Genomic DNA, 16,901 nt, shown 5'->3' on the forward strand with positions numbered 1-16,901 from the left:
GAGCTTTCCATGGATTTGCTCTACTCAATCTTGAAATTGCGGGCCGACGTCTTCATCGCCGAGCAGCGCTCGTGCTATCCGGACATTGACGGCCGCGATCTGGATGCCGGCACGGTGCACCTGGTTGTTGCCGAGGACGGAAAAGTGCTGAGCACGGTTCGAATCATGGATATCGACAGCTGCGCTCCGCGCATTGGGCGCGTTGCGACGGCAGCGGAGGCCCGCGGCCGCGGCCTTGCCGGGGGAACTCACGCAACGTGCCGTGGACCTGTGCGCCCCGGATGCTCAGATCCAGCTTAGCGCCCAGACCCAGCTGGAGGGCTGGTATGGCAAGTTCGGGTTCCAGCGTTCCGGGGAAGACTGTGATGACGACGGGATCATGCATTTGCCGATGATCCGCGCAGGGCAGGGCATTCCAGCCTAGAAAAGACCGAGGCATCGGTTCTCCACACGCTGGCTGGCGCGTTCAGAACCGATGCCTTGGCTGTTCTAGGAATCCTCGTCTACTGGGTAACTGGCTGGCCCTGCGGATCGGGCTTGCCAGCGTAGTAGCTGGAGAGCACCTTGTCCTTCAGTTCGAAGAAGGTTCCGTCTTCGATGGCCTGGCGCGCGGACTCGACCAGCGAAACAGTGAACTGCTCATTGTGGATGGAAATCAACGTGTGGCTGAGCAGTTCCTTGGACTTGTACAGGTGGTGGATGTAGGCACGGGTGAAGTTTCTGCAGGCATAGCACTCGCAGCCTTCCACCAGTGGGGTGAAGTCGCGCTTGTAGCGTGCACCTGAAAGGTTGAAGCGGCCCCAGGGGGTATAGAACGCCGAGTTGCGGGCCACGCGGGTGGGCGAGACGCAGTCAAAGGTGTCAGCGCCGTTCTCAATGGCGGTGAAGATGTCATCCGGCTCGGAAATGCCCAGCAGGTGGCGTGGCTTGTTCTCGGGCAGTTCTTCGGCGCACCAGCCGACGATGGTTCCCAGGTTCTCCTTTTCCAAGGCGCCGCCGATGCCGAAGCCGTCGAAGGCCATGGCTCCCAGATCCTGGCAGGCCTTGCGGCGCAGGTCTTCGTACTGGGCGCCCTGGATGACTCCGAACAGCGCCTGGTAATCCTTGCCCGCCCGGGAATCTGTCAGGGCGAAGTGCTCGGCAATGCAGCGCTCGGCCCAGCGCCGGGTGCGCTCCAGGGACTCGACCTGGTAGCCGCGGGAATTCTGCAGGGTGGTCAGCTCGTCGAAGGCGAACATGATGTCCGCGCCGATCTGGTGCTGCACGCCCATGGAGATCTCAGGGGAGAAGCGGTGCTTGGTGCCGTCGAGGTGGGACTTGAACCAGACGCCGTCCTCATCCACATTGGCCAGGCGTTCCTTGCCCGGAGCCACAGCATCATCCGGACCCGACTGGTCGACGGACTTCATGTCGATGACCTTCTTGAAGCCCGAACCCAGGCTCATGACCTGGAATCCGCCCGAATCGGTGAAGGTTGGACCTTCCCAGCCCATGAACTTGCCCAGACCGCCGGCCTCATCGAGGATGTCCGCCCCCGGCTGCAGGTACAGGTGGTAGGCATTGGACAGCACTGCCTGCGCGCCAAGCTCCTCGACCTGAACGGGGGTGACCGCCTTGACGGTGGCTTTGGTGCCTACGGCAATGAACGCTGGCGTCTTGATTTCGCCGTGCGGGGTACGGATCACGCCGGTACGCCCGAGCATCGGGGAACCGTCTTCAGCGGTCAGCCGGGTTCCGACTTCAAAGCCGAATTCGTTCTGGCGGGCATGCGGGGCACTGGGGTCAAAGTTCTTTTCGGGCACGTAACAAGTTTGCCGTATTAATCGCGCGGTGAGGAAAACGACAGGGTCAATGTGCGCCAAAACCTAACGTGTCACAAGGCAAAGCGCGAATAATGGGGCATACGTGTTGTGTCCAACGCGACGGAAGGAAGATGTGGCCCTGCAGAATCTGAAGGAGTCCGCCAAGGCGCTGGTGACGCTGGGGCCTGCCCGCAAAGACCACTGGATCGGCTTGCGCACTGGCGTAGGTGTTTTTGCGCCACTGCTTGCCCTTTTCGCGATTGACCGGCTGGACCTGGTGGTCTTTGCCGTTTTCGGTGCCTTCACCGGCGTGTATGGGCGCGTGGATGGCTACTGGAACCGCTTGCGGATGCAGGTCCGTTCCGGTGCCTTGTTCTTCGCGGTGATTGCCTTGGCGCTGGCCGCTTCCCACTGGTGGATCGACCATTCGGACCCCGGGATCAAGCAGTGGCAAGTCGTTGGCGCGACGACCCTCGTTGCCGGTGCCTGTTCGGTGCTGGTCGGTTTCATGCGGTTGCGGCCTGGCGGTTCGCTGTTCCACATCTTCGCCTTTGCGGCGATTGCCTCGATTCCTGGGCCCGTGCCCTTTGGCGAGGCCCTGCTCGTGGCGGGCTTGACGATCTTGCTGTCGATAGCCATCGGCGCTGCCGGGGCGCTCGGGCAGTGGACCAGCCTGTGGAAGCGCACCCCGTTGCCGCCGCTTTCGGATAACGTCCGCAAAGCCATCTGGTGGGAAGGGCTGTTCTATATCCTGACGGCCGGCGTCGCCGGTGCCCTGGCCAATACCTTGGGCAACAACCTGGAAGCCGGGCACAACTACTGGGCGATGGTGGCCGCGGTGGTTCCCCTGGTTGGGCACACCACTAGCCTGCGCATCCGGCGCGGCATGCACCGTATGCTCGGCACCTTGGTGGGGGTGATCCTGATGGCGATCTTGATCTTCCTGAATCCGCAGGTGTGGATCCTGCTTGCCTTCATCGGCTTCTGCCAGTTCATGGCCGAGCTGCTGGTCATGCGCAACTACTTCTTGGCGCAGGTCTTCATTACCCCGATGGCACTGGTAGGCGTCTCGCTGGCCACAGGCCTGAGCGGCTCGGTGATGTACGACCGCGTGGTCGAAACACTGATCGGCTGCATCGTGGGCATGCTCGGCGTGCTCTTGGGAAGCTGGGTCGGATCGATCGTCAAGCGTCGTCAGGGAATCGTCCCCAAGGGCAGACAGCAGAACTAGATATTCACTCCGACGTGGGCTAATGCCTGACGGAGAATATTTTCACGGCCGCCCGCGAACTCGCCCTGGATATCCGAGCTGAGCGCTTCGGTTGGCGAAAGCCAGGTGAGTTCCAAGGCGTCGGAGCGTGGGCTGGTCTCGCCGCGGACCGGCACGATGTAGCACATGGACACTGCGTGCTGGCGATCATCGGTCAGGCCGGTTTCGCTCGGCGCCGGGAAATACTCGGCAACGGTGAATGGCACCGGTGAGGCCGGAAGCTGCGGCAGCACCATGGTGCCCAGATCCTTTTCGATGTGGCGGATCAACGCTGCGCGAATGGTCTCGCGGTACATCACCCGGCCCGAAACGAAGGTGCGCAGCATGCGGCCATCGTCATCGCCGGTCAGCAGCAGGCCCACCTCGTTGACGTAGCCCAGCGGATCCAGGCGCACGGGAATGGCCTCGACGTAGAGCATCGGCAGGCGCTGGCGTGCCTCGTAGAGGTCTTCCTCGGAGAGCCATCCAGGGTATGGGTCAGGTGTGCGCACGTTCATGGTTCTATCTTGGTACACAAACCCTCGACATTCCATGAAGCTGGATCTGTGTTGCCGAACTCACTGATGCGGATTTCCCGCAACCCTAGTGCCCCGCATTCCCAAGCGATAAAATCGGTAGAGCTATTTGAATTTCTAGTCCGGCGAACAGCTGCAGGCATCAAATGGCATTTCCTTTTTCCGAATCCTCGTGGAAGCAGATTCCTGCCGTGACGAACGCTCCAGAACGACTGAGCAAACAGAATTTCACCACGATTGCGGTGCTGATTGTTTCCAGCTTCGTGGTCATCCTGAACGAAACCATCATGAACGTGGCTCTGCCTGTGCTCATGGTTGAATTCAATGTCACCGCTGACGCAATCCAGTGGCTGTCAACCATCTTCATGCTGACCATGGCCGTGGTCATTCCGATGACCGGCTTCTTGCTGCAGCGGCTGAGCATACGCAATGTCTTCGTCTTGGCGATGGGCCTATTCACCCTCGGCACCCTGCTGGCTGCACTCGCGCCGGGTCTGGGCGTCCTGCTGCTGGCCCGTGTCATCCAGGCCAGCGGCACCGCCATCATGATGCCGCTGCTGATGACCACCATTTTGCATCTGGTCCCGGCCGAGCGCCGCGGCGTGCTGATGGGCAACGTCTCCATCGTGATTTCCGTAGCTCCGGCCATCGGCCCGACGCTCTCCGGCCTGATCCTGCAGTTCCTCTCGTGGCGCTTCATGTTCATCGTGATCATCCCGATTGCGGTAGCAGCCCTGCTGATCGGTACCCCGCGGCTGTCCAAGGACGTCGACGGCGCCTCGGCTCCGCTGTCCATTCCTTCCTTGATCCTGGCGATCCCTGGATTCGGCGGCCTGGTCTACGGACTGAGCGGCCTCTCGGCAGGAATCACCCCGCTGAACCTGGGCATCCTGGTCGGCGCGGTCCTGTGCCTGGTCGCCTTCGTCTTCATGCAGCTGAACCTGCAGAAGGAGGACAAGGCGCTGCTGGATTTGCGTCCGCTGAATTACAAGGATTTCACCCTTTCGCTGGTGCTGATGATGTTCTCGATGATCTCGCTGTTCGGCGTGATTATCCTGCTGCCGATGTTCTTCACCAGCGTGCTGGGCATTGAGACCCTGACCACCGGCCTGATCATGCTTCCGGGCGGCCTGCTGATGGGCATCCTCGCACCGATGGTCGGCAAGCTCTACGACAAGGTCGGCGCCCGTCCGCTGATCGTTCCCGGCGCCCTGGTGCTGCTGGTATCGCTGCTTGGCTACGCCATGATCCTGAACGCGGATACCCCGATTTGGCTGCTGGTTGTCATGCACCTGGTGATGAGCTTGGGCCTGGCCTTCATCTTCACCCCGGCGTTCACCACTGCGCTGAACCCGTTGCCGCACAGCCTGCACTCGCATGGTTCGGCCCTGCTGTCCACCTTGCAGCAGTTGGCTGGCGCCATGGGCACCGCGCTGCTCGTTGGAGTTGTCGCCGCGGCCACCGCCTCGAAGATCGCGGACGGTGTCGACCCGCTAACCGCTTCGGTTGAAGGCTTCCAGCCTGGCTTCCTGGTTGGTGCCGCCTGCAGCGTGGGCATCGTGGTCATCGGCTTCCTGCTCGGCGGGAAGAACAAGTCCGTTGCCGCTGAAGCCGAACCTGCAAAGGTTCCGAGCCACTAGGCATCAGAAGCGTGCGAGAGCCGCTGGATCCCATCAAGGGATCCAGCGGTTTTTCCATGCCTGCTGGCAAGCTTCTTCGCCTGGACGCAACTGGCCAGTAATGTAGATCACAGGTTCACTGTCTACGAAGGAGCAAGCATGCAGTTGCAGGATTCAGTCGCACTCGTCACCGGAGGCCTGTCGGGATTGGGGCGTGCCACGGCGCACACGCTGGCCGGCCGGGCCAAGCACGTGGTGGTGCTCGACCTGCCGCGCGAGGACGGCGATGAAATCGCGGCTGAGATCGGGACGAATGTCCGCTTCGTGCCTGCCGACGTCACCGACGCGCAGCAGGTGGCCGCCGGCATCGAACGCGCCAAGGAACTGGGCACCCTGCGCGTGCTGGTCAATTGCGCCGGTGTTGCCACCCCGGGAAAGGTGCTGGGCCGTGACGGGGTGCTGCCGCTGGAACGCTTCGCCAAGGTGCTGGACATCAATGTCAACGGCACCTTCAACGTGATCCGCCTGGCCGCAGAAGCCATGGCGCATAGCGAAGCGCTGAACGACGAACAGGGAACCACCGAACGCGGCGTCATCATCAACACCGCGTCGGTGGCCGCGTTTGACGGGCAGATCGGACAGCCCGCCTACGCGGCATCCAAGGGAGCCGTAGCCGCGATGACCCTGCCCCTGGCTCGCGAGCTGGCAAGCCACCAGATCCGCGTCATGACCATCGCCCCGGGCATTTTCCACACGCCGATGATGGCAGGATTGCCGCAGGCAGCCCAGGACTCGCTCGGTGCCCAGGTGCCGCATCCATCGCGCCTGGGACGTCCGGAAGAATACGCGGCCTTGGTGGAGCATATCGTGGCCAATCCGATGCTCAACGGCGAAACCATTCGCCTTGATGGCGCCATCCGCATGGCACCGCGTTAAGCATTTGTGGCGGGCGTGGCAGAACCTAGAATTCTACGGTTTTGCCGCGCTGCGCACGGTGCTCGGCATGGCTGATCTGGAACCGGCGGTTCTCGGCCATCAGGAACACCAGCAGGGCCATGAAGATCCAGACCGCGCAGACCCACAGCGGCGCTGAATCATTGAGCCAGCCCTGGATGGCGGCAGCAATCATGCAGATTCCGTAGCCGCTGGACAGCGCATGGCGGCCGCGCTCCGAATGGGCGAAAGCGCCGGCGGCCACCGAGATTCCGGCCGTTATCAGGGCGGCCTGGATTCCGTGCTCGCCGTCATGCCAGCCGGCCGCGGCAAACCACAGCTGCAGGGCGTAAACCATGCTCGCACCTGCAAAGAAGCTGATCGGGGCGTCGGTGGCCCAACGCTCCAAGCGGTTGCGCGCAGTATTCTTGTTCAGCTGCAGTACGCCGTACAGGGAGAGCAGCGAAGCGATGGTCGCCAGGATGGCAGCGCCGACGGGCATGAAGCCGGACGCCAGGGTGATGGCGCACGCCATCAACGCTGTTGCCGGGATCGAGTAGATGGAAATGATCCGCTGGCGCCGGGCCGACAGCTGGTCGCTGCGCAGCGAGAACGCTGCGCTGAGGACCAGCGCGGTGGCAATTGCCGGCCACAGCACCGAGTGCACCAGGCTGGTATCCAGCAAGCTGGCTTGGGCTCGTCCATGCAAACCGGAAGACAACGCCAACGTGGTCAGCAACAGCAGCAGGCCCGAAGCGCCCAGCAGATATCCGCGGATCTTGTCGAAGGGCTCCACCACAGGGTTGGGGCTATGATCCGGTGGTGCATAGGGCAACTCGAAGGAGGTCCGTTCGCTGGCCGATGCCATGGCGGAACGGGCCGAGGCCACGAGGGAATCAAGTTGCGGGGTCGACTCGTGTTCGGCCATCTTGCCTTCATCCTTATGGGTCACGGGATATTGGGCACCAGCTTAGGCCAATTCCTCTCACATGAGAAGGGGTTATTGAGCTGAAGGGGCTTCCGCCAGCCGTTGTTCACTGCTGAAGCTGCGTTCGGCGCCGGTCAACGGATCGGTGAAGGAAATGGTGTGCGCCAGCAGCTGCAGCGGGCGCCGGTAGTCATCAGGAGCCAGATCCCACAGCCGTGGATAGAACGCATCATTGATGATGCCCAGGCCCAGGGAAGCCAAGTGGATCCGCAGCTGATGGGTCTTGCCCGAATGCGGTTCCAGATCCATCAAGGCAACCTCGGTCCCGGAATGGAAACCATGGCTGGTTCCGATGGTCTCGACCTTGATCAGGGTCTGGGCATTCGGCTCGCCTTCTTCCACAATTGAACGCAGCTGGCCCTTGACCTTGGACATCCGATTTTCGAAAACCAGCGGCATGCGCTGCAGCAGATCGCGCAGTTCGGATTCAGTCTTGACCTGGGAATGCCCGCCGTTGGGCTGCAGCACGCGTCCGGTTTCCAGTCCTTCACCGGGCTGCAGGGCGACGACCGCCTTGTAGCGCTTGGCAATCTCCCGGCGCTCGAAAAGCATCTGGTAGGCGCCCCGAGTCTGCGGATTCACCGCGAAAAGAATGACGCCGGCGGTGGCGCGGTCCAGCCGGTGCATCGGCACCAGGTCGTCGATGCCGGTCTGGTTGCGCAAGCGCACCAGCGCGGATTCCTGGATGAAGCGTCCACCGGGTGTGGTGGGGAGGAAGTGCGGCTTGTCCACGACCAGCAGGTGCTCGTCCTGGTACAGGATTCTGGCCTCGAAGGGGATCGGGGTTTCTTCCGGCAAGGAGCGGTAGTACCAAATGAATTCATGCTCGCCCAGGGGAGTCTGGCGGGTGAGCGGAGTGCCGCCCAGGCCAACGATTTGCTGCTCATCGAAGCGGCGCAGAATGCCCTCGGGATCGACATGGCCAAAGCGTTCGAGCAGATAATCGGCGACAGTTGCCCATGAACCGGTCCGAGGGAGTCGAAGCCGAGTTGCATTGACGCCGTTGCGAACGGGAAGCGGGGATTCCATAGCCATATGGGATATTCTCCCATCTTTGCCGGGAGCACGCTGATCCGCGGCCTCAGCTGCGCGGTGCCGGCTGGCAGGACGGGCAGAGGTAGCAGTCGCGTTCCAGCCCCGAGTCCTCGGCGGCGATCTTCAAGACCTGGATGGTGGTGCCGCAGCGCAAGCAGGGCTTGCCGGCGCGTCCATACACCCAATAGGGCTCGCGGGTGCGCGCCAGGCCGGTGGTGACCCGGCGCGGCCGGTCCTTGTTGACCTCCAGCAGGCGCCGGGACATCTCGATGGCTTTCTCCAGGCCCACCACCTGCCCCACCAGAGTGAGCGGATGCAGCCGGGTGAGGAACAGGACCTCGCTGCGGTAGATGTTGCCGACCCCGGCCATCAGCCGTTGGTCCAGCAGCGCCTCGCCGATGCCGCGCTGCGGCTGCGCGCGGAAGTTCGCGGCCGCCTGCTGCGCATCCCAATCCGTGCCGAGCAGGTCCGGGCCCAGATGGCCAACAAGTTCCTGCTCGTCGGCGGTGGGCACGAGCTTGACCTGGGCGATGTCGAATCCGACCGCGGTGATCCCGGTGAATTGCAGCACCACACGGGCAGTATGGGCGGGGCGCTTGAAACGGTCGCCGGAGCCGTAGAGGTCCCAGCGGCCCTCCATCAGCAGGTGCGAATGCAGGGTCAGGGGAGGATGGTTGAAGGCAGGGTCTGGGTCCGTGGGCGGATGCAAGCGCATCAGCAGGTGCTTGCCGCGCGGGACGACTTCGGACACCATGTACCCGGCCAGGTCCACGGTGGACAGCGACGGAACCCGGAAGTCCGAGCGAACGATGGTTTTTCCGGCCAGCGCGCGGTGCAGCCGGGCGGTGGCCCGGTAGACGGAATCTCCTTCTGGCATGCGTCCTCCCTAGAATCAATCCAGGAACCCATCGTAAGGTGCAGCCGTGACGAAGCGCAGTTCGTCGCGGCCGTGGCCTACGCTGGGCGCATGGGCATTGCAGCAACAGAGCAGATCGATCCAAGCGAACCGACCGTCTATGCCGAGGATCTGGCAGTCGGGGACATTGTCGATCTGGGCTCGTACAAGATGACCGCGGAGGATCTGCACGCGTTCGCCATGCAGTGGGATCCGCAGCGTTTCCACACTGACGAGGAATTTGCGCAGCAGGGGCACTTCGGCGGCATCATCGCCAGCGGCATCCACTCGTTGGCGATCTTCCAGCGCCTGGCAGTGCTGGGAGCCTACCGGCACTGGTGGGTGGTGGCCGGAAGGGCGATGGAGAATATCCAGTTCCATGCTCCGGTGCGTCCCGGCATGGAACTGCACGGGCAACTGGAAATCACCGATATCCAGTTCAAGCGCGAGGACCGGGCCCTGGTGACTCTGCATGGCTCGCTCGGCTGCGATGGGCAGGTTCTCTTCGAGGTCACCAATGCTGCCTGGATCTGGGGCAGGGCGCGCGAGTAGCGCCGGTGCTTGCCTGCGCTGCGGCTTAGCGCCGGAAGCGGATCCCCTGCGGGGTGGAATAGAATCCGGCCGCCAGCAGCGCGTGGGCGAGGGGGTGCTCAAGGACCGGCTCGCCGTTGACCGTGGCAATGGCCAGCTTGTCCACTGTCGCTGTGCGCAGCACGGCCACCAGATTTCCTGCCAGCAGCCGCCATGACTCTTCGCTTGGCTCGCCGAAAGCGAGCACGGTGCGCCCGCCGCGCTCCAGGTAGAGCGCCAATTCTCCGTCCAGCAGACCCACGATCGCCCCGGCCTTGCGCCCCGGGCGGTGCCCGGTCTGCGTGGCCGGCCACGGCAGGGCCGCGCCGTAGGGGTTGGCCGGGTCCGTGGAGGCGAGCACCACAGCCTGCGGCTGGCGCTGCGGGTCATCGGGCTGGGTGAAGGTGCGCAGCCGGTCGATGGTGTTGGCGGTGGAGAACTGCGCGGCGCCGAGCTTCTCGATGAAGTAGCCGCGGCGGGCATGGCCCGCCTCTTCCAGCTTGGACAGCACCCGGTAGAGCTGGCCGAAGCCGCCGGGCACGGATTCGGCGGCCACCGAACCGCGGGTGAGCACCCCGTAGCGTTCAAGCATGATTTCCGCGGTTGCATGCGCTGCGATGGTCGGGTCCAGCGCAGGGGCGGGCAGCAGCGACCAGCGGGCCGAGCCGCGGGTGTTGCGTGCCAGCTGTCCGGCCGCCTGTTCCCGGGCTAGTCGGGTAAGCCCGGAGAGCCTATTCAGCCGGGCGGCACGGGCACGCGGCGCCGGCTTGGCGATCTTGTGCGCGGTGGTGCCGCCAGCCAGGTAGCCGCGCACCGGAGCGAGGGTGTCGGGGGAGATGAACCCCGCCCAGAACAGCTGCCAGCAGGCCTCGGTGATCTCCTGCTCGGTGGGCGGCAGCCCTTCTTCCGGGTGCAGCCGGGCGGCGAGTTCCTGCACGAAGTAGGCCCCGGTAGCGTCGAAGGAATCAAGCACCCGGCGGGCCAGCGAATCCAGCTGGGACATGTCAGGGGCTGGCAGGCTGAGCGCAGCGAACTCTGCGGTGTGCAGCGAGAGCCAGCCGTCCTTGCCGCCGGCGGCCCCGGCCCCGCAGATCAGCACGTCCCCGCTGCTGGTCAGCTCATCGAGCCACGATGCCTGGTAGCCGTGCAACCTGGCGGGCAGGATGAATGATTCCAGCGCCGAGGCAGGAACTTCAACCCCTGCCAGCTGGGTCAGCACCTCGTAGAGCCCGTCGCTGCCTTCCAGCCGGGAGCCCACCTGCTGCCAGGCGGGCAGGAACCGTCCGAAGGCGGGCTGGTCCACCGGCTCCACCTCGGCGCGCAACGCGGCCAGCGAACGGGTGCGGATGGTGCGCAGCACCGAAACATCGCAGTATTCATCCCCGCTGATTCCAGGCGGGATCAGCTCCACCGGACGGAACGCGCCCAGCGACAGGCGGCCGGCCGCCACCAGCTGGTCGAGCACCGGGCGCAGCACCGCGACGCCCAGGCCGAGTGCGGCGGACAGCTCGGAGAGCGTGAACGGGGCGTGGGTGCGGGCGAAGCGGGACACCAGGTCCTCAATTGGCTGGGCCGCCGGTTCGAGGAAGGCGGTGGGGATGCCGGTGGGCAGCGGGGTGCCCAGGGCATCGCGCAGCTTGCCCGCGTCCTCGATGGCCGCATAGGCCAGTTGCCCGGCGACCCGCAGGGTGAAGGCGCGGCGGGTGGCCACGAGGGATTCGGCATGGGCCCGGGCGGTCTCGGCATCAAGGGCTTCCTGCTCATCCTCCGTTGAGCGCAGGCGCTGAGCCAGTTGCTCTGCACTCAGCGGGCCGAGCAGGCGCAGCAGGTCCGCGGCGCCCTCCATCCCGGATAGCCGGCGGTTCGGCGCCAGGTGCTGCAGTTGCTGTTCGAGGGCGGCGATGACCTGCGGGTCGAGGATTTCGCGCACATCGTTGCGGCCCAGCAGTTCGCCGAGCAGGACCGGGTCCAGGCTCAGCGCGGCGGCGCGGCGTTCGGCCAGCGGGGCGTCGGTCTCATAGAGGAACTGGGCCACGTAGCCGAAGAGCAACGATTGGGCGAAGGGCGAGGGAAGCTCGGTGGTGACTTCCACCAGCCGGATGGCGCGGGAGGAGACCTGGCCCAGGATCTCGGTCAGGGCCGGCAGGTCGTACACGTCGTTCAGGCACTCGCGTACGGTCTCCAGGATGATCGGGAAATCCGGGTAGTTGCGGGCCACGTCCAGCAGCTGGCTGGCCCGCTGGCGCTGCTGCCACAGCGGGGTGCGCTTGGTCGGGTTGATCCTCGGCAGCAGCAGGGCGCGGGCCGCGCATTCGCGGAATCGCGCGGCGAACAGCGCCGAGTTGGCCACCTGCGAGGTGACCACGTCCACGATCTCATCGGCCTCGAAGGCGAAGAGGTCGGCACCCGGCGGCTCATCATCCATGGCCGGGATGCGCAGCACGATACCGTCATCCGCGGCCATCGCAGAGGCGTCCAGGCCCCAGCGTTCGCGCACGCGCGCCCCGATGGCCAGCGCCCACGGGGCGTGCACCGCCAGGCCGAAGGGCGAATGCAGGATCACCCGCCAGTCGCCCAGCTCATCGTGGAAGCGTTCCACTACGAAGTTCTGGTGGTTGGGCACCTGCCCGGTGGCCTGGCGCTGCTCGCCCAGGTAGTTCAGCAGGTTCTCGGCCGCGAAGGGATCCAGCCCGTGCTCGCGCAGCGCGGCGGCGGAGGCGCTGCGCTCGCCGGCCAGCAGCCCGGTAGTGAATTCGCCCAGCGCCGCTCCGAGTTCCACCGGGCGGCCCAGACCGTCGCCGTGCCAGAAGGGCAGCTTGCCGGGCTGGCCGAAGGCCGGGGTGACCAGCACCCTGTCGTGGGTGATGTCCTCGATGCGCCAGCTGGTGGCGCCCAGCGCGAACACGTCGCCCACGCGGGACTCGTAGACCATTTCCTCGTCGAGCTCGCCCACCCGCTTGGGGGCCTTGTCATCCTCGGATCCCGCAAGGAAGACTCCGAACAGCCCGCGGTCCGGGATGGTGCCACCGGAAATCACCGCGAGGCGCTGGGCGCCGGGGCGGGCGCTGAGCACTCCGGCATCGCGATCCCAGATCAGCCGCGGCTTGAGGGTGGCGAACTCGTCCGACGGGTATTTGCCCGCCATCATGTCCAAGGTCGCCAGGTACACGCTGCGCGGCAGCTGCTGGTAGGGCGCGGCCCTGCGCACGGTGTCGTACCAGGCTTCGACCTCAAGGTCCTCCATGGCCACCGCGGCCAGGGTCTGCTGGGCCAGGACATCGAGCGGGTTGGCCGGCATGGCCATCTTCTCGATCTTGCCTTCACGCATGCGGGTGACCACCAGTGCAGTAGAGAGCAGGTCCGCGCGGTGCTTGGGGAAGAAGATGCCCTGGGAGACCGAGCCGACCTGGTGACCGGCACGGCCCACGCGCTGCAGGCCGGAGGAGACCGAGTTGGGTGATTCGACCTGGATCACCAGGTCCACCAGGCCCATGTCGATGCCCAGTTCCAGCGAGCTGGTGGCCACCACGGCGCGCAGCTTGCCCAGCTTCAGGTCTTCTTCGATTTGGGCGCGGGCATCCTTGGAGACCGAGCCGTGGTGGGCCCGGGCCAGCAGGGGTGCGTCTGGGTTAGAAGCGGCGGTGGACCCGGCCTGGGCCATCAGCACTGCCGGGGTGGATGTGGAAGTATCCTCGGCACTGAACCCCTCGCGTTCGGCATAGATCTCGTTCAGCCGCCCGGTCAGGCGTTCGGCCAAGCGACGGGAGTTGGCGAAGATGATCGTGGAGCGGTTCTCCAGCACCAGATCCACCAGCTGGTTTTCCACGTGCGGCCAGATGCTGGCCGAGGCCGCCGGGGAGGAACCGGGTCCCAAGTCGTGGGCGCCGGCCGCCGACGGCAAGTCGGTCATGTCCTCGACAGGGACCCGCACCGCGAGCTCCCACTTCTTGGTGGATTTCGGGCGCACGATATTTACTGGTGCCGAGCCTGCCAGGAACCGGGCGACTTCTTCGGGCGGTTCCACCGTGGCCGAGAGCCCGATGCGTTGGGCCGGGGCAGCAAGCATCGCGTCGAGCCGCTCCAGGGACAGGGCCAGGTGCGTGCCGCGCTTGGTGTTGGCGATGGCGTGGACCTCGTCGATGATGACGGTGTGCACCTGGGCCAAGGTTATGCGGGCCTGGCTGGTGAGCATCAGGTACAGCGACTCGGGCGTGGTGATCAGGATGTCGGGTGGGTCCTTGAGCAGTTTGCGCCGGTCATTGGCCGGGGTGTCTCCGGAACGTACGCCCACGGTGACCGATGGCTGGGAGAGCCCCATCTCATGGGCGGTGGAGCGGATGCCGGCCAGCGGGGAGCGCAGGTTGCGCTCCACGTCCACGCCCAGGGCTTTCAGCGGGGAGATATAGAGGACTTTGGTTCCGGTGCCTGCCGGGTGGTCCGCATCGGATTCCATTCCGGGCAGCGCTGGCGCGTCGAGTTCCGCATGATGCAGCCGGTCCAGGGCCCAGAGGAACGCGGCCAGGGTCTTGCCAGAACCGGTGGGAGCGATGACCAGGGTGTGCTTCCCGTCGGAGATGGATTCCCAGGCGCCGCTCTGCGCCACCGTGGGAGCCGAGAAGACGTCGGTGAACCACTTGCGGGTGGCCGCACCAAACCGGGAAAGCACATCACTCATGGAATCGATACTACGTTCTGGACTCGACAGTTCGGGGACTTCACTAGTTCAAACGAATACGGTGCAGATTCGCGTCGTGGTTCCTGCAAGTCTCGGGGAAGCGAAAACTGCCGCTTGATGCCGCCAGTAGCCCTGAAATCGATGAAACTGAACTGCCGGCGTGGATGCTCAATCGCTTCCTCTACCTGCGCCTTTTAGCTCTGGCCACGAATTCGTCTAGCCCCCTCACAACATCCTTGGTTACCCAAATGCGATTGCGTTTCCTGTTCGTGATTTGCACGAGGATCCCGGCATCAACCAGGTGGTTAATAGCAATCTGCACATTGACGGTCGTGATCCCAAGTTCTGCGGCAGCGGATGAGCTGTCGATGACTGGTTGGCGAAGCAGGATGCTCACTAGCCGATTCGCTGCCGAATCCCGTCGTTCTTTGACCTGTTCTCGCCATTGCTTCTGGACAGTGTCAAGATCGTTTACCAGAAGCCGGCGATTGCTGATCGCCGCGAAAGAAGCGTTGGCGGCTGCTGCTGCTATCGGCGCGATGTCTCCGGAACGGTAAGAATCCAGTGCGTTGAAGTAGCTGGTGGTGTCGTGGAGCAAGCCGGCAGAGACCGGCTCGGTGACACTGCGCGTCAATTGCGTACCGCGCAGTATTGCCTGGATCAGCGCCCGGCCAACCCTGCCGTTGCCGTCAGGAAACGGGTGAATCGTCTCGAACTGGGCATGAGCGATTGCTGTCTGCACGAGGATTGGAAGATCGACACGATTGGCGAACTTAACCAAGTCGTCCGTGAGTTCGGCAACTCGCTCATGATGCGGGGGAATGAACTGGGCTGCATGAGGGCTTGGTGTCCCTCCGCCAATCCAGACTTGCTGGTCGCCCTATTGCCCCATGATGCTGAGATTGATTTCTTCCAGCAGAGCACGGTGCGTCGCCAAGATGTCATGTTGAACAATAGCCTTCGACGGTGCAAGTGCCGCTTGCATGGAGAACCGCCAGAAGATCAGCCCGCACAGTAAACGATCCTTTCAGGACCCGATTATCCTTATGTGTTGAATCTTCTTGGTCTTCTTGGTCTTCTTATAATCCTCAGGCCAAAAGGAATTGCGGATCACTGTGGCGCGTTACCCAAAACTTCTTTATGTGCGGTGAAAGCAAATAACATCTTTTCTACTTTACATAACGTGGGTTATCGGCGAACGAATTCCGTCCAAAGAAGCGGTCGCAGAGGTAGATAAGATCAGCAAAATAGCATGTCAGTAATGATATTAGTGAACACAGTTTTCGATCTAGAAATCTTCATGACAAGAGCGCATTTAGATGGATATAGCTCTTTAGAAGCCGTTGCAAGGATAGCCTGTTAGCTATTGTTATTGGAGCGAACGCGACGCTGATATTTCTGCTCATACATTAAAGCATCGGCCGCGGCAATACACTGATCAATGTTGGTACTACCTGGCTGAGCTGAATAGAATCCCATGGCTGCAGGAATCCCTGCTTCTTCCAAAGCCTCTTTGAATACTGAGAAATAAGCCTCTGTCTGGGATGGAGCTACTCCGTTGGCCAAAATCATGAACTCATCACCCCCATATCGAGCGACGCGGCAGGACTCAGTGCTTTTACCTCTCAGGATCTCACCAGCGCGCTGCAACAATAAATCGCCAGCTGCATGACCTTGGCTGTCATTGACCTGCTTAAGCCCATTGAGGTCTATCACCGCAACCGAGACAGAATCGCCAAAAGCGTCGAGACGTTCTTGCGCATCGCCGACGATCTTATCCCACCCTCGTCGGTTCAACAGACCAGTCAAAGCATCTGTTTGCGCCAAGGCATCGGATAGCTCACAATTTCTCCGTTCTCTATCAGCTACTCTTGCTAACTTCAATTGGGCAGATAGAAGTGAACTGATAAGGGCAACGAGTTCTTCATCAATTTTCTCTCCCTCAGTGAGCGGATCGGTGCGCACCCCGCACAGGACACCAAACATCTCACCCCGGTCATCATTGATGGTGTACCCGGCATAGGCCCCCACCTCAGCTGATAATCGCATACACGAATAGTCAGGATCTTCCTGCGTATTTTCCACAATATGAGCAGCACCATTGGCCATTCGACTGCATAAAGATTCCTCCCACTCAACACGTTGACCAGTTTTGAGCAACTGATCCGGCTGCACGTGCAAGTGGACCTGCTCTCCATCGATTACGCGAGAAACAGACCAATCTGTCAGCGGAGTATGCATTTTAAGGTAAGAAATAGCCTGTTCAGCCGAATCGGTGAATATCTGAGCACCGTTAAATACCTGCGCATCTTTCGCCATGCGTGTCATCTTAGGCTTTAACCTCCATACGGCTCAGGCGATAATGCCCTCAGAGCCCCATCCGAAATTAATCAAACATAAATCCGCAACGAGAACAGCGATCCTTTGTGGAACTATTTCCTGCTGAACAGCATAACAACCATCAGTTGCTGAATTGACATCTAAGCTCAGGATGAAATTCGTCTCGATACTCGCGTCGTAGCATTTGAGAAAAATTGAAAACTAAATTATCCGGCATCACGAATATCGGATATTGGTTGACTTCGTCAGTAAGCAGGAA

General features: G+C 62.7%; 14 protein-coding genes. 6 read left to right on the top strand and 8 right to left on the bottom strand.

Annotated features, from left to right (window positions below; genetic code table 11):
- Nucleotides 1-9 precede the first annotated feature (9 nt).
- Nucleotides 10-300: a GNAT family N-acetyltransferase gene (locus tag ACR9WD_RS01855; RefSeq protein WP_434922592.1), complete on the top strand. Its 291-nt coding sequence runs from the start codon at nucleotides 10-12 to the stop codon at nucleotides 298-300.
- On the top strand, nucleotides 263-424 hold the full coding sequence (locus ACR9WD_RS01860; RefSeq protein WP_285675395.1) for a GNAT family N-acetyltransferase: 162 nt from the start codon (nucleotides 263-265) through the stop codon (nucleotides 422-424). Before ACR9WD_RS01855 ends, ACR9WD_RS01860 begins: the two co-directional genes overlap by 38 nt.
- 79 nt (nucleotides 425-503) lie before the next feature.
- Here ACR9WD_RS01860 and tgt read toward each other — a convergent pair whose 3' ends face one another.
- Nucleotides 504-1,802 (bottom strand): tRNA guanosine(34) transglycosylase Tgt, encoded by a 1,299-nt coding sequence (tgt, locus tag ACR9WD_RS01865; RefSeq protein ID WP_038992496.1) that lies wholly within the window; start codon nucleotides 1,800-1,802, stop codon nucleotides 504-506.
- Between the two features lie 133 nt (nucleotides 1,803-1,935).
- Between tgt and ACR9WD_RS01870 the strand changes: the two genes are divergently transcribed.
- Nucleotides 1,936-3,033 (top strand): FUSC family protein, encoded by a 1,098-nt coding sequence (locus ACR9WD_RS01870; protein ID WP_434922593.1) that lies wholly within the window; start codon nucleotides 1,936-1,938, stop codon nucleotides 3,031-3,033.
- Here the strand turns inward: ACR9WD_RS01870 and ACR9WD_RS01875 are convergent.
- Nucleotides 3,030-3,569: an NUDIX hydrolase family protein gene (locus ACR9WD_RS01875; protein WP_038992495.1), complete on the bottom strand. Its 540-nt coding sequence runs from the start codon at nucleotides 3,567-3,569 to the stop codon at nucleotides 3,030-3,032. The two genes, ACR9WD_RS01870 and ACR9WD_RS01875, sit on opposite strands and share 4 nt — an antisense overlap.
- A gap of 164 nt (nucleotides 3,570-3,733) precedes the next feature.
- On the opposite strand from ACR9WD_RS01875, the gene ACR9WD_RS01880 reads away from it, so the two are divergent.
- Together ACR9WD_RS01880 and ACR9WD_RS01885 are read left to right on the top strand one after the other, a co-directional pair.
- Nucleotides 3,734-5,227, top strand: a complete 1,494-nt coding sequence (locus ACR9WD_RS01880) for an MDR family MFS transporter (RefSeq protein ID WP_434922594.1) — start codon at nucleotides 3,734-3,736, stop codon at nucleotides 5,225-5,227.
- A gap of 138 nt (nucleotides 5,228-5,365) precedes the next feature.
- Nucleotides 5,366-6,142 carry an SDR family NAD(P)-dependent oxidoreductase gene (locus ACR9WD_RS01885; protein WP_073707400.1) on the top strand — a complete coding sequence of 259 codons (777 nt, stop codon included), beginning with the start codon at nucleotides 5,366-5,368 and terminating at the stop codon, nucleotides 6,140-6,142.
- A gap of 25 nt (nucleotides 6,143-6,167) precedes the next feature.
- Here ACR9WD_RS01885 and ACR9WD_RS01890 read toward each other — a convergent pair whose 3' ends face one another.
- The 3 genes from ACR9WD_RS01890 to ACR9WD_RS01900 are packed head-to-tail and all read right to left on the bottom strand — an operon-like array spanning nucleotide 6,168 to nucleotide 9,039.
- Nucleotides 6,168-7,091 (bottom strand): hypothetical protein, encoded by a 924-nt coding sequence (locus tag ACR9WD_RS01890; RefSeq protein WP_434922595.1) that lies wholly within the window; start codon nucleotides 7,089-7,091, stop codon nucleotides 6,168-6,170.
- 48 nt (nucleotides 7,092-7,139) lie between these two features.
- Nucleotides 7,140-8,156 carry a pseudouridine synthase gene (locus tag ACR9WD_RS01895; protein WP_434923185.1) on the bottom strand — a complete coding sequence of 339 codons (1,017 nt, stop codon included), beginning with the start codon at nucleotides 8,154-8,156 and terminating at the stop codon, nucleotides 7,140-7,142.
- A gap of 52 nt (nucleotides 8,157-8,208) precedes the next feature.
- Nucleotides 8,209-9,039, bottom strand: coding sequence for a DNA-formamidopyrimidine glycosylase family protein (locus ACR9WD_RS01900; protein ID WP_434922596.1), 831 nt, complete (start codon nucleotides 9,037-9,039; stop codon nucleotides 8,209-8,211).
- Nucleotides 9,040-9,129: 90 nt separating this feature from the next.
- Here ACR9WD_RS01900 and ACR9WD_RS01905 point away from each other — a divergent pair, with 90 nt between their 5' ends.
- Nucleotides 9,130-9,609 (top strand): MaoC/PaaZ C-terminal domain-containing protein, encoded by a 480-nt coding sequence (locus ACR9WD_RS01905; protein ID WP_434922597.1) that lies wholly within the window; start codon nucleotides 9,130-9,132, stop codon nucleotides 9,607-9,609.
- A gap of 25 nt (nucleotides 9,610-9,634) precedes the next feature.
- Here the strand turns inward: ACR9WD_RS01905 and ACR9WD_RS01910 are convergent, their stop codons facing one another.
- The 3 genes from ACR9WD_RS01910 to ACR9WD_RS01920 form a co-directional block, all read right to left on the bottom strand.
- Nucleotides 9,635-14,302 carry an ATP-dependent helicase gene (locus ACR9WD_RS01910; protein WP_434922598.1) on the bottom strand — a complete coding sequence of 1,556 codons (4,668 nt, stop codon included), beginning with the start codon at nucleotides 14,300-14,302 and terminating at the stop codon, nucleotides 9,635-9,637.
- A gap of 181 nt (nucleotides 14,303-14,483) precedes the next feature.
- On the bottom strand, nucleotides 14,484-15,164 hold the full coding sequence (locus ACR9WD_RS01915; RefSeq protein WP_208644152.1) for a Fic family protein: 681 nt from the start codon (nucleotides 15,162-15,164) through the stop codon (nucleotides 14,484-14,486).
- A gap of 497 nt (nucleotides 15,165-15,661) precedes the next feature.
- Nucleotides 15,662-16,621 (bottom strand): GGDEF domain-containing protein, encoded by a 960-nt coding sequence (locus tag ACR9WD_RS01920; protein ID WP_434922599.1) that lies wholly within the window; start codon nucleotides 16,619-16,621, stop codon nucleotides 15,662-15,664.
- Nucleotides 16,622-16,901 lie beyond the last annotated feature (280 nt).

It is taken from the genome of Glutamicibacter sp. PAEs-4 (assembly GCF_051161755.1).
Classification (GTDB): domain Bacteria; phylum Actinomycetota; class Actinomycetes; order Actinomycetales; family Micrococcaceae; genus Glutamicibacter; species Glutamicibacter nicotianae.

What these genes read in the sequence shown, in the direction of transcription:
- ACR9WD_RS01875 (WP_038992495.1), bottom strand. Translation starts at nt 3,569, where the DNA reads ATGAACGTGCGCACACCTGACCCATACCCTGGATGGCTCTCCGAGGAA.
- ACR9WD_RS01910 (WP_434922598.1), bottom strand. Translation starts at nt 14,302, where the DNA reads ATGAGTGATGTGCTTTCCCGGTTTGGTGCGGCCACCCGCAAGTGGTTC.
- ACR9WD_RS01885 (WP_073707400.1), top strand. Translation starts at nt 5,366, where the DNA reads ATGCAGTTGCAGGATTCAGTCGCACTCGTCACCGGAGGCCTGTCGGGA.
- ACR9WD_RS01920 (WP_434922599.1), bottom strand. Translation starts at nt 16,621, where the DNA reads ATGGCGAAAGATGCGCAGGTATTTAACGGTGCTCAGATATTCACCGAT.
- ACR9WD_RS01905 (WP_434922597.1), top strand. Translation starts at nt 9,130, where the DNA reads ATGGGCATTGCAGCAACAGAGCAGATCGATCCAAGCGAACCGACCGTC.
- ACR9WD_RS01855 (WP_434922592.1), top strand. Translation starts at nt 10, where the DNA reads ATGGATTTGCTCTACTCAATCTTGAAATTGCGGGCCGACGTCTTCATC.
- ACR9WD_RS01880 (WP_434922594.1), top strand. Translation starts at nt 3,734, where the DNA reads ATGGCATTTCCTTTTTCCGAATCCTCGTGGAAGCAGATTCCTGCCGTG.
- ACR9WD_RS01900 (WP_434922596.1), bottom strand. Translation starts at nt 9,039, where the DNA reads ATGCCAGAAGGAGATTCCGTCTACCGGGCCACCGCCCGGCTGCACCGC.
- ACR9WD_RS01895 (WP_434923185.1), bottom strand. Translation starts at nt 8,156, where the DNA reads ATGGAATCCCCGCTTCCCGTTCGCAACGGCGTCAATGCAACTCGGCTT.